Annotated in this window: 9 protein-coding genes and 1 pseudogene; 4 read left to right on the plus strand and 6 right to left on the minus strand. The window is 40.1% G+C overall.

The window, feature by feature from the left end:
* Nucleotides 1-83: 83 nt before the first annotated feature.
* Complete coding sequence (queA, locus tag ODZ84_RS06935) at nucleotides 84-1,133, minus strand: tRNA preQ1(34) S-adenosylmethionine ribosyltransferase-isomerase QueA (RefSeq protein ID WP_266176264.1); 1,050 nt, start codon at nucleotides 1,131-1,133, stop codon at nucleotides 84-86.
* Nucleotides 1,134-1,448: 315 nt separating this feature from the next.
* Between queA and ODZ84_RS06940 the strand changes: the two are divergent.
* From ODZ84_RS06940 to ODZ84_RS06955, 4 genes and pseudogenes are all read left to right on the plus strand, one after another.
* A pseudogene (locus tag ODZ84_RS06940) lies at nucleotides 1,449-2,002 on the plus strand (AIM24 family protein).
* 164 nt (nucleotides 2,003-2,166) lie between these two features.
* Nucleotides 2,167-3,558: a Gfo/Idh/MocA family protein gene (locus ODZ84_RS06945; protein ID WP_266176265.1), complete on the plus strand. Its 1,392-nt coding sequence runs from the start codon at nucleotides 2,167-2,169 to the stop codon at nucleotides 3,556-3,558.
* Nucleotides 3,548-4,456, plus strand: coding sequence for a sugar phosphate nucleotidyltransferase (locus tag ODZ84_RS06950; protein ID WP_266176266.1), 909 nt, complete (start codon nucleotides 3,548-3,550; stop codon nucleotides 4,454-4,456). The genes ODZ84_RS06945 and ODZ84_RS06950 overlap by 11 nt, the downstream gene beginning before the upstream one ends.
* Nucleotides 4,447-5,475: a phosphotransferase enzyme family protein gene (locus tag ODZ84_RS06955; RefSeq protein ID WP_266176267.1), complete on the plus strand. Its 1,029-nt coding sequence runs from the start codon at nucleotides 4,447-4,449 to the stop codon at nucleotides 5,473-5,475. The genes ODZ84_RS06950 and ODZ84_RS06955 overlap by 10 nt, the downstream gene beginning before the upstream one ends.
* A 50-nt stretch (nucleotides 5,476-5,525) precedes the next feature.
* Here ODZ84_RS06955 and ODZ84_RS06960 read toward each other — a convergent pair whose 3' ends face one another.
* From ODZ84_RS06960 to ODZ84_RS06980, 5 genes are all read right to left on the minus strand, one after another.
* A complete protein-coding gene (locus tag ODZ84_RS06960; RefSeq protein ID WP_266176268.1) occupies nucleotides 5,526-6,014 on the minus strand; it encodes a DNA-deoxyinosine glycosylase in 489 nt (162 codons plus the stop codon).
* Between the two features lie 118 nt (nucleotides 6,015-6,132).
* Nucleotides 6,133-8,127 (minus strand): S9 family peptidase, encoded by a 1,995-nt coding sequence (locus ODZ84_RS06965; protein ID WP_266176269.1) that lies wholly within the window; start codon nucleotides 8,125-8,127, stop codon nucleotides 6,133-6,135.
* 452 nt (nucleotides 8,128-8,579) lie between these two features.
* The gene (locus tag ODZ84_RS06970; RefSeq protein ID WP_266176270.1) at nucleotides 8,580-8,924 is read right to left on the minus strand and encodes a phage holin family protein; all 345 of its coding nucleotides are present in this window, start codon (nucleotides 8,922-8,924) and stop codon (nucleotides 8,580-8,582) included.
* Nucleotides 8,925-9,332: 408 nt separating this feature from the next.
* The gene (locus ODZ84_RS06975) at nucleotides 9,333-9,755 is read right to left on the minus strand and encodes a PaaI family thioesterase (protein WP_266176271.1); all 423 of its coding nucleotides are present in this window, start codon (nucleotides 9,753-9,755) and stop codon (nucleotides 9,333-9,335) included.
* A gap of 167 nt (nucleotides 9,756-9,922) precedes the next feature.
* Entirely contained in the window at nucleotides 9,923-12,046 is a 2,124-nt protein-coding gene (locus tag ODZ84_RS06980) for a type IA DNA topoisomerase (RefSeq protein WP_266176272.1), read from the minus strand.
* Nucleotides 12,047-12,091: the final 45 nt, after the last annotated feature.

Raw genomic sequence — 12,091 nt, forward strand, 5'->3', positions numbered from 1 at the left:
TTTTAAATTATAAATTTTAGATTAAATTCCACCATTAAAGTTGGGACATAATCTAAAATTTATAATCTATAATTTAAAATTAATTACAAAATTAACATGGCATCTCCGTAAGAGTAGAATTTATACTTTTCTCTTACTGCTTCTTCGTAGGCCTGCATAATGAAATCTCTTCCGGCGAACGCTGCAATCATCATAATTAATGTAGATTTTGGCGTGTGAAAGTTGGTAATCATGGTGTTGGCTACTCCGAAATCGTGAGGCGGATAGATGAATTTATTAGTCCATCCCTGGAACGCTGAAATCTTTTTGTTTGAGGAAACAGAAGTTTCCAGGGCTCTCATTGTAGTGGTGCCTACTGCACAGACTCTTCTGTGGGCATCTACCGCTTTATTGATGATATCAGCATTTTTTTCATCGATGATGATTTCTTCAGACTCCATTTTATGTTTAGAAAGGTCTTCTACTTCAATCGGGTTAAAAGTTCCCAATCCTACGTGAAGCGTAACTTCAGCAAAATCGATTCCTTTGATTTCCAATCTCTTCATCAAATGTCTGGAGAAGTGTAAACCTGCAGTAGGTGCTGCTACAGCGCCTTCGATTTTAGCATAGATCGTCTGGTATCTTTCTGCATCCTCAGGCTCAACATCTCTTTTGATATATTTAGGAAGCGGTGTCTCACCCAGTTCCTTCAATTTGGCTCTGAACTCTTCGTAGGAACCATCGAATAAGAATCTTAATGTTCTTCCTCTGGAAGTGGTATTATCGATCACCTCAGCTACCAGAGATTCGTCTTCTGTAAAGAATAATTTGTTACCGATTCTGATTTTTCTGGCAGGATCCACCAGAACATCCCATACACGGGTTTCTTTATCAAGCTCTCTTAACAGGAAAACTTCAATTTTAGCCCCTGTTTTTTCTTTATTTCCGTAAAGACGGGCAGGAAAAACTTTCGTATTGTTAAAGATGAAAAGATCTTTTTCGTCAAAGTAATCTACAACGTCTTTAAATAATTTATGCTCAATGGTTTGGGTTTTACGGTCAAGAACCATTAATCTGGCTTCATCTCTGTGCTCAGCCGGGTGTTCTGCCAATAATTCTGCAGGAAGGTCGAAGTTAAAATCGGATGTCTTCATTTTTTAAATTACGGTTTAAAAATTTATTGAAATTACAAGGTGTAATTTTCGAGGTGCAAATATACGACATTCGGGACCCCTTTGTCAAGTATTATTTGAAATGAAATGAAAAACCGTGCTATTACGGCTATTTTTAACACAGAAAAAGTTTAGTTTTGAGTTACAAAAAATAAACTCATGAGTAAATATTCAATTGAATCTTTTGTAAATGAAACCCAAGAGAATCCGATGGAAAGAGATTATTTCGAGCTTGAAAAACCTCAGCTGCTGGAGATTAACCTAAACAGCCAGTCTGTCTGGACTAAAGCAGGAAGTATGGTTGGCTACATCGGAAATATTATGTTTGAAAAGCAGGGAATGCTTTCCGGAGGATGGGGTAATCTTCTGAAAAAGGCGATCAGCGGTGAGGGTGCCAGGCTGATGAAAGCTGAAGGGACAGGGAATTGTATGTTGCCGATTCCGGAAAAAAAGTTCGTATTCTGTACCTGAATAACGAATCGGTCTGTGTGAACGGTAATGATGTTTTGGCTCACGAAGAGCGCATTAAGAATGAAATTACAATGTTAAAGAGTGTTGCCGGAGTACTATCAGGAGGCTTATTTCAGGTTAGGCTTTCCGGAACAGGACATATTGCGATTACCACCCACGGAGATCCTTTGACATTATTGGTGACACCGGAAAATCCTGTTTTTACAGATCCTAATGCTACGGTGGCATGGTCGGGAAACCTGAGTCCGGAACTAAAGACCAATGTTTCTTTTAGAAGTTTAATCGGCAGGGGAAGCGGCGAAGAATTCCAGATGAAATTTTCCGGGCACGGCTGGGTATTGATTCAGCCTTATGAAGAGGTATACACTATTGAAAAATAGGATTTTAAACCAAAACCCTTCTGAACAGTATAAAACACGCTGTTTTAACAATATTTCAAAATAAAATTAATGTAAAATAACGGATTAATGTACTGACTCTGATAATTTAGCACTATTCTTATTTCAGTAATGATATTTTAATATCTTTAAAATAAAATACATGTATGAATAATTCGCGTAGAAGTTTTATTAAGACGGCTGCTCTGGCAGGTTTCGGAGCCCTTGTCCTTCCTAATTCATTATTTGCCTACTCCGAAGGTTTTGCCACCGATAGAAAAGTAAGGATCGGTTTCATCGGCGTTGGGCTCAGGGGACGGGAACATGTAAAACTTCTTGCCAAAAGAAATGATACTGAAATTATAGCCTTTGCGGATCCCAGCAAAAGTATGCTTTCCGAATGTCAAAAAATGTTGAAGGAATACAACAGACCCGCAGCCAGGGAATTCTCTGATGGTGAATATGATTACAGGAATCTTCTGAAGCTGAAGAATATTGATGCTGTTGTCATTGCTACTCCCTGGGAGTGGCATCTTATCCAAGGAGTGGAAGCGATGCGGGCCAGAAAGATTGTGGGTATGGAAGTGTCGGGAGCAATAAAACTTCAGGACTGCTGGGACTTTGTGAAAGCTTATGAGGAGACAAAAGTTCCTATTTTCATGATGGAAAACGTGTGCTACCGGAGAGATATTATGGCGGTATTGAATATGGTTCGCCAAGGGTTGTTTGGAGACCTTGTCCACGGGCGCGGCGGCTATCAGCATGATCTCCGCGGAGTTTTATTCAATGATGGGATTACACCCTATAATTCAGGGGTAGAATTCGGAGCTAAAGGCTTCAGTGAGGCAAAATGGAGAACGGAACATTATGTAAAACGGAATGGGGAGCTCTATCCTACCCATGGTTTAGGTCCTGTCGCAATGGCTATGGATATCAACCGTGGAAACCGGCTCACCAGACTGTCTTCTTTTTCCTCTAAATCGATTGGGCTTCACCAATATATTGCAGAACATCCGAAGGGTGGAGAAAATCATCCGAATGCTAAAGTAAAATTTAATCAGGGCGATGTCGTAACCACTCAAATTGCCTGTGAAAATGGGGAAACCATACTTTTAACCCATGATACGAGTCTTCAGAGACCTTATGATCTGGGGTTCCGGATCCAGGGAACAGGAGGCCTGTGGCAGGATTTCGGATCTGGCGGACCGGACCAGGGACATATCTATTTTGAAAAAATAATGAATCACAGCCACCGTTGGGATAATTCCGAAAAATGGCTGAAAGAATATGACCATCCTATGTGGAAGAAGTATGAGAATCAGGCCACTGGTGCCGGACATGGCGGTATGGACTTTTTTGTAATGAACACTTTTATCGAATGTATTAAAAAAAATATTGAATTTCCGATGGATGTATATGATCTTGCTGCTTGGTATTCCATAACGCCACTCAGCGAAGAATCGATTGCTAAGGGCGGACAGGCGATTGACATTCCGGATTTCACAAGAGGACAGTATCAAAACCGTAAACCTGTATTTGGGATGACCGATGAACTGTAAGAAAACACTTCTCATACTGGCTGGAGGGCTAGGAACCCGTTACAGAGGACTGAAACAGGTGGACGGCATTTTAGAAAAGGGTTCCCCTATTCTGGAATATTCTATTTACGATGCTTTAGAAGCCGGCTTTAATAAAATAGTTATCGTAATAAACCGGTTTCTTCCCGGTAATTATTTAGAAAGATTAAGGAATATATCGGTACAGAGGAATTTCGAACTGGTCTGGGTATATCAGGAGATGGAAACAGGAGTTCCTGCAAATCAGAATATTTCCTTCCGGAAGAAACCGTGGGGAACCGGACATGCTGTTCTCTGTGCAAAAGATGTAATTGAGGAATTATTCGCTGTCATCAATGCGGATGATTTTTATGGTAAAGAAATCTACCAGTTGGCATCAGAAGAGATGGATTCAGGAGCTATTTCTGCTACACGGTCTGAATTAATTGCTTATCCCGTCGAAACTACGTTAAGTAAAAACGGTAGGGTTGCCAGAGGAATCTGTACGCTGGATCATGAAAATTATTTATTAAAAATTGAGGAACAAACTTCCGTAAGAAGAGAAAATAATGTGATTGTGTATACCGAAAAAGATATTAATGTAGAGATCAGTTCCGATACTTTAGTTTCGATGAATTTTTTTGTTTTTCATCCTGCTTTTTTTAATTCTCTGGAAACGTACTTTACTGATTTCATGCGGTCATCTCCTTCTCCTGAAAAAGAATTTTATATTCCTGTCGCAGTACAGAACATGATTAATGAAGAAAAAATAAAAGTACGGGTAAAGTCATCACCCTCTCAGTGGATGGGAATGACCTATGCAGAGGATAAAATCATGCTCAAAAACAATATTATCCGTCAGATTCAGCAAAACCGATATCCTGAAGATTTATGGAATTAGACCTTATTGTCAGAAAATTTATTGGCATTGATTGTTATGATATCCAACCGATTACCAACGGTTTGGTTAATTCTACCTATCTTCTGGAAAATTATGATCAAGATAAAAAATATATTCTCCAGAAAATCAATAATCAGGTTTTTAAAAATCCAGACAGTCTAATTACTAATCACCTGCTAATCAATGCCCAGCTTCAGTCTCATCATTACGAGCTGATCATTATTGATCCTGTTCCGGCCTACAATCAGCAGCTCCTGGTTTATGACAAAAGCGGACAGCCCTGGAGAATGCAACATTATATCGAAAGCAGTACGACTTTTTTAAAAGTACCCTCTAAAGAAACAGCTTATGAGGCAGCAAAAGCATTCGGTCATTTTCTTGATATTGTCAATACAGGCGATGGACCCGAAATAGCAGACCCCCTACCCGATTTCACTAATTTTGAAAAGAGGATTTCAGATTATAAAAGAGCACTGAGAGACGCAGATCCTGATTTAATCGAAAAAGCGAAAGCAGAAATAGAACTGACAAATCATCTCTTACTTTTACCCAACCGATGGATTGAACTGATCAAAAATAAATGGCTTCCCGAAAGAATCATCCACGCTGACGCTAAAATCAGTAATATTCTTTTTGATGAAAATGCTGAAGCGCTAGCTGTCATTGATATGGATACCGTGATGGTTTCTACCATTTTATACGATTTCGGAACCATGATCCAGTCCTATACCAATTCGACCCATGAAGATGATGGAAATGCCACAGACAATTTTAATGCTGAAATGTATGCCGTAAAAGAAGGCTTTCTGTTTCATCTTAAAGAAAGATTAACCCCGGAGGAATCTGAAAATCTGGATTATGCAGCACAAGTGGTAATATATATTCAGGAAGTACGTTTTTTGACGGATCACTTAAATGGTAATAAGTATTACGCAGTGAAATATGATGATCACAACCTGGACAGAACGAAAAACCAGCTGAGGCTGCTTGAGGGATTGAGAAAATACCTTAAAGTGTAATTTTTCCCTTGGTATCATGCTCTTCGGCCAGGTAATTTCCGGATATTATTCTATAAATATTCTAAAATGGCTTTCCATTCTTCCAGTTTCTTCTCGAAGGAAATGGTATGAAGAGGACTTGTAGACGGCAATATGTGGATTGGGAGTCTAAAGTTCTTCCCCAGTATTTTCTGCAGGTTTTTATACGATTTCCCTCCATTGCAAAATATCGCTTTTATATTGGGATATTCTTCTAAAAGTTCTCCGATCTGATTGGCTTCTTCATTCCTGATTTCCGAATCCAGGCTGCCTTTTCTTTCGCAGGAATCGATCACATCCCAAACGGCAATATGGTTTTTCTTTATGATATCAATTCTTTCAGCATAATTATCCGTGAATGTTTCATTAAGTAATTCACAGATAATTTTCCAGAATTTATTTTGGGGATGGGCATAATACTGTTGTTTTTCCAAAGATTTTACGCCGGGAATAGAACCTAAAATCAAGATTTCGGATGATGGGTCGATAATTGGTGGAAATGAAGAGATTCTGTTTTGCATGATTCAAATATTCATTTTGGCTAAAGCCTTCTGAATTTTAGAAACAAAAAGCGGGCTAAAGCCCGCTCGTATTGATTAAAGTAAATATTTTTTGCTAATATTCTGCAAGTGAAACCAATTAGAGTGTTTCCTTTAACCAGTCAAAGAATTCTCGCTGCCAGACCAATCCGTTCTGAGGATGGAGCACCCAGTGGTTTTCATTAGGGAAATAGACCAGCTTGGATTTTAAGCCTCTGAGTTTCGCAGCCTGAAATGCTTCCTGTCCCTGCTCATAAGGTACACGGAAATCAATTCCGCCCTGAACGATCATAATCGGTTTGTTCCATTTTTCAACAAAATTGCTTGGGTTAAATTCTGTGTATGCTTTCGGAAGGGGCTTTTCCCAGGGAGAGCCCAGATCCCAGTTGGCAAACCAAAGTTCTTCTGTGGTCAGGTACCAGGATTTCATATCAAATAAGCCATCGTGAGCGATGAACGTTTTGAATCTGTTTTCGTGAATCCCGGCCAGCATGAATACGCTGTAACCACCATAGCTTGCGCCTACTGCTGCAACTCTGTCTCCATCAACATACGGTAATGTTTTGGCATAGTCTGTGGCTGCAAGATAATCCCTCATCGGCTGCCCGCCCCAGTCTTTGGAAATTTCTTCATTCCATTTTGTTCCCCATCCCGGCATTCCGCGACGGTTGGGAGCCACTACGATATATCCGTTGGCGGCCATCAGTGCAAAGTTCCACCGTACACTGAAGAATTGCGTTAAGGCAGATTGCGGTCCACCCTGGCAGTATACTAAAGTCGGGTATTTTTTATTGGGATCAAAGTTGGGAGGATAATGGAACCATACGCCCATTTCTTTACCGTCCGAAGTTTTCACCATTTTTAATTCTGATTTTCCCTGGGCCAATTTTGCATAAGCATCTTTATTGGCTTCGGTAACCTGCTTCATTTCCCCGTTTTTCACATTTACCGAGAAAAGATCTGTAGCATGGTTCACATCAGTTCTTCCTACGAGAAGAAAATTTTTGGTATCCGCAAATATTTCGTTCACATCAAAATTACCTTTTGTAATCTGCTGAACTTTAGCACTTTTAGGATCTACAGAAAACAGCTGCTTGGTTCCTTTAAAAGCTGCCGTGAAATAAATATTTTTTGAATCTCCGCTCCAGAAAACATCTCCGGAAACACTTTCATCCCACCCTTCGGTAAGATTTGAGGTTTTACCGGATTTCCAGTCTAAAAGCTTGATATCATTTTTGTCTGCTTCATATCCGTCCCTGGCCATACTCTGCCAGATTAATGATTTACCGTCGGGACTGAATTTCGGATTAACATCGTATCCTTTGTTGGTTTCCGTTAGGTTTTTTGTTGATCCGGAAGCCAGATCATAGGCAAAAATATCGGTATTGGTACTTGTAGAATATTCTTTACCGCTTTTGGGTTTGGTAACATATAAAAGCTGTGCAGAGTCCGGGCTCCAGATAAAATCTTCAGCACCGCCGAAAGGTCTTTGCGGGGAATCCCAGGTTTTACCTTCCAGTAAGTCTTTTGCAGAATCTACCGCTGCAGAGGTATTTACTACAAATACGTGGTTATACTTTCCTTCATTGAAATAATCCCAGTGCCTGTGGTTCAGATCTGTATAAACCTGGGCCGTGGTTTTCGGAGTATCAGAATATTTATCTTTCCCCATGAGATTTTCTACCAAAACCTGCTTGCTGAAGGCTATTTTTTTGCCGTCCGGAGAAATGACGATGTTGTCTGCTTCCCCGATGGTATAAAATTCTGACCAGCTTTTCCCACTGTCTTTTGAAAGATAGATTTTATCTCCTTCCTGGGCATAAATTCCGTTTTTATCCCACTGAATCAATGCTTTTTTACCGAAATCTATTTTTGTTGACTGATGGTTCAGAACATTTAAAAAGTAGGTCTCATTTTTTGTTTTTTCGGTTTTAAGGTCAACCTGTCCTATTTTGTAGATCAGTGAAGACTGATCCGGGGAAACGGCCTGTACTCCCACTTTTTTCAAAGTCCAAAGGATCTCAGGCGTCATTACTTGTTGTGCATTCATTAAGAGCGGAGCTGCCAAAGCCAGCAGACTGTACTTAAGTTTCATAAATTCCTGTTTAATTCAAAGATTTCCAAAGGTATGCAAATGTGGTTAAAATTCAAATTAATAAAACATTTATCAGATGTAATTCAGAAGCGGTGATGATTTCAATGTAAAACGATTTAGCAATTCTGATGATCTGTTTTATCTCAGAGTTTATATTTTGACGCAAAGTTATTTATAGTAGGGTTGTGATAAAGAGACAAAGAAGGATCAATTGCGTTGATCTGATGAAGCTGTATTTTCAGGCTTCGCCCAACCAATTTAACTTGGCCTTAACTATTTTACAAAATTTTATTGAATCAATGATGAAGTAAAAACCTGTAAGGAACTGATAAAATTGGCATAGGAAAAACTAATGATGGAACAGAATATGAATAAAATAATCAGAAATCAATAATAAAAATCCCGATCAGAAATATGACCGGGATTTTCTATCGTGATATGAATATAGTGTCTTAATCTGCATCCGAGAACATCGAATTGGCAAAAGAGGTGATAATCGACAGTAAGATACTGAAGATAAAGGCCCACCAGAAACCGCTGACTTCCATACTGTCAATGAAATAATCAGCTATCAGAATGATCAAAGCATTAATCACCAGTGCAAAAAACCCAAGTGTGATGATGGTTAAAGGTAATCCAAAGATGCTCAAAATCGGCTTGATGGTCAGGTTTAAAAGTCCTAGAACAATAGCAAATATAATGGCTGTAGAGAATCCTTCAAAATGGACTCCCGGCAAAACTTTGGTTAAGAGAAAGGCAACGATGGCCGTTATAAAAAGTCGTATTAATAAGTTCATAGCGGTGGATTTTTTTAAAGTTGATGTTGAGCTTGCAAAAGGCGTTCCAATCGGCATAACGAGATGAAATAACAGGATGCTGTTTGGTGAAAAACCTGCCAGTCATGTCATTACAGATTATTCTATTTTTAAGGCTGAACTGAATCATGTACAGGGAATGTAGGTGAATGAGTTTAAATTTATTGTCAAGTAAATTATCAACTCCAGGGAATCATCTGTGCAATGCTCTACAGGATAAAAGTTTGTAGTTGTTACCCAATATTGAAGAGTGTCACCGTCATTTTAGCCCGGATCGCAGTATCTGTCTGAGCTCATTTCCGGGATTTCGGCAAGCCTCCGGCTTGCCAAAATCCCGGAAATAGCGAGTACGGAGAGCCGGAAAAGCTCCAAATAATCTTAGATAAGGCGTTATTTGATCTTCATCATGGTTACCAGTGACGTTGCGACATGACTTTCGGAGGTTTCGTGGTCATCCACCACATAAATTTCGGTTCTGATGACACTGATTTTTGCGCCTCCTTTTACCACATAGGATTTTGAAACCAGCGCATCACCAATGGCGGGTCTTAAATAGTTTACTTTCAGTTCTACGGTGACGACATAACAGTCTTCCGGGTAATGGCTTACGGCAGCGTATCCCGAAGAGACATCCACCAGGGAAGCAATCATGGCTCCGTTGAACATGCCGGCTTTTCTGGTCATCAGTTCCATTTTCGGGATTTTCATGGAAATGAAATCGGTATCGACTTCAAGGAGTTCCGCTTTATAGAATTTTAAGGTCTCGGAGCGGCTGAAGCTGTCGGTGATAAGTTGTTTTTTTTCGGGGGTCATGGATTGTTATTTGAATGGTAAATGTAAAGACAAATTATCCAAATATTCTATACCGGGAGCACAAATTTAAAACCGGAGTTCAAAGTGAACCGGCCGGTTGTTGATAATATCAAGAACAATGTTCGTAGTATCTGTTAACAACAAGGACAAAATCCGGGTGAAAAAGATTAATTAAGCTCAACCTGAAAATGATCAGAGAGTAATAACACGCCTTCCGTTAAACTTTCAGGATGTGTGGTAAAACCTTTCAGCTTTGAAGTTTTTCCTTTTAAAACCAGATCCAACAGCTGTTTGTCCGATATCTTTTTTCCAAAAATATCGAAAGATATTTTAAAGCCGCAATTTTTAAAATCCGAACACCCTACCGCTGTTTTTCCTTTTATTAAATGATGTTCTTTGCATTTCGGGCATTTCGTTTCCTCCCAGGACTGAAGTTCTTTTTTTGCTGCGGGTTCGCGTTTTTTCTTTTCTTTAACTTCTTCTTTTTCTTCATGCAGGGTAAATACCTTCGCTTTTCCGTCCACTACTTTTTTGGTAAGCTCCGTAACCATCTGGATCAGTTCTTCCTTAAAATGGTTGGCTTCATATTCACCGCTTTCGATTTTACGAAGCTTAGATTCCCATTCTCCCGTCAGTTCCGGACTTTTCAGCAATTCGTCTTCAATAGTGTCAATCAGCTGAATTCCGGTTTGGGTAGCAATTAAGTTTTTCCTTTTCTTCTCGATGTATTTTCTTTTGAAAAGTGTTTCGATAATGTTGGCCCGGGTGGAAGGTCTTCCGATTCCGTTATTTTTCAGGAGTTCCCGGAGTTCTTCATCTTCCACCTGCTTTCCGGCAGTTTCCATGGCCCTCAGAAGAGTTGCTTCCGTATAAGGTTTCGGAGGGGACGTTTTTCCCTGGTGAATCATCGGATCATGAGGTCCGGTCTCCCCGACTGTAAACTCAGGAATGGTCTGCTCCTCTTCTTTATCTTTTTCTTTATCCGTGGGTTCTTCTTTGGTATCTTTTGCATACACGGCTCTCCAGCCGGGCTCAAGAACCTGCCGACCGCTTGTTTTAAACGGAATGGTTCCTACCTGTCCTTCTACCAGGGTGTTTGAAATTTTACATTCGGGATAGAATACAGCAATAAACCTTTTCGCAACCAGATCGTAAACCAGTTTCTCTTCCCTGCTCAGGTTCTGGGATGGCGGAACTTCGGTCGGAATAATGGCATGGTGATCCGTGACTTTCGCATCATCAAAAACAGCTTTCGACTTTGGAATCGGTGCTTCCAGTAAGGGTGCAACCAACTCCTGATAGAAATACATTTTCCGGAGGATGCCTTCTATCTTAGGATATAAGCTGTCCGATAGATAAGTGGTATCAACACGCGGATAGGTGACGTGTTTCTTTTCGTAAAGACTCTGAATATACTTTAAGGTATTTTCTGCTGAATATCCGTATTTTTTATTGGCTTCCACCTGAAGACCGGTCAGATCGAAGAGTCTCGGATTTTTCTCTTTTCCTTCTTTGATTTCAAATGAAACAATCTCAAAGGGATTGACTTTAAGATATTCCAGGCCTTTTTCGGCACGCTCTAAAGTTTTCAGACGGTCGATGGCCGCATTGAAGATAACGTCACGGTATTTGGTTTTGAGTTCCCAATATTCTTCTGTGGTAAAGGCATCGATCTCTTTTTGTCGCTGCACCAGCATGGCCAGCGTGGGCGTCTGTACTCTCCCGATGGAAAGAACGGCTTTATTCCCCCCGAATTTTTTTGTAAAAAGCCGGGTGGCGTTAATTCCCAACAGCCAGTCTCCAATCGCTCTTGCATTTCCCGCGAGATAGAGGTTTTTGTAATCTTCGGAAGGTTTTAAATTGGCAAAACCTTCTTTAATCGCCTCTTCGGTAAGGGATGAAATCCACAGACGCTGTATAGGTTTGTTACATTTAGCTTTCTGCAGAACCCACCGTTGAATCAGTTCTCCTTCCTGCCCGGCATCCCCGCAGTTGATGACCTCATCACATTCTCCGACTAATCTTTCGATCACTTTAAACTGATTTTCAACACCTTTGTTGGGAATTAATTTGATCCCAAAATTATTCGGAATGATCGGCAGTAAAAAAAGATTCCAGGATTTGTATTGTGGACCGTAATCGTGAGGTTCTTTCAGCGTGCAAAGATGTCCGAACGTCCACGTCACACAGTAGCCGTTCCCTTCCATATAGCCCTGTTTAGGCATGGTAGCGCCCAATACTTTAGCAATATCTCTGGCAACACTGGGTTTCTCGGCAATACAAAGTTTCATGAATTTCGGAATTATTGAAGGGTTGCAAAAATCGGGAATTTTTTT

It is taken from the genome of Chryseobacterium fluminis, from assembly GCF_026314945.1.
GTDB lineage: Bacteria > Bacteroidota > Bacteroidia > Flavobacteriales > Weeksellaceae > Chryseobacterium > Chryseobacterium fluminis.

What these genes read in the sequence shown, in the direction of transcription:
- queA (WP_266176264.1), bottom strand. Translation starts at nt 1,133, where the DNA reads ATGAAGACATCCGATTTTAACTTCGACCTTCCTGCAGAATTATTGGCA.
- ODZ84_RS06980 (WP_266176272.1), bottom strand. Translation starts at nt 12,046, where the DNA reads ATGAAACTTTGTATTGCCGAGAAACCCAGTGTTGCCAGAGATATTGCT.
- ODZ84_RS06965 (WP_266176269.1), bottom strand. Translation starts at nt 8,127, where the DNA reads ATGAAACTTAAGTACAGTCTGCTGGCTTTGGCAGCTCCGCTCTTAATG.
- ODZ84_RS06950 (WP_266176266.1), top strand. Translation starts at nt 3,548, where the DNA reads ATGAACTGTAAGAAAACACTTCTCATACTGGCTGGAGGGCTAGGAACC.
- ODZ84_RS06970 (WP_266176270.1), bottom strand. Translation starts at nt 8,924, where the DNA reads ATGAACTTATTAATACGACTTTTTATAACGGCCATCGTTGCCTTTCTC.
- ODZ84_RS06945 (WP_266176265.1), top strand. Translation starts at nt 2,167, where the DNA reads ATGAATAATTCGCGTAGAAGTTTTATTAAGACGGCTGCTCTGGCAGGT.
- ODZ84_RS06955 (WP_266176267.1), top strand. Translation starts at nt 4,447, where the DNA reads ATGGAATTAGACCTTATTGTCAGAAAATTTATTGGCATTGATTGTTAT.
- ODZ84_RS06975 (WP_266176271.1), bottom strand. Translation starts at nt 9,755, where the DNA reads ATGACCCCCGAAAAAAAACAACTTATCACCGACAGCTTCAGCCGCTCC.
- ODZ84_RS06960 (WP_266176268.1), bottom strand. Translation starts at nt 6,014, where the DNA reads ATGCAAAACAGAATCTCTTCATTTCCACCAATTATCGACCCATCATCC.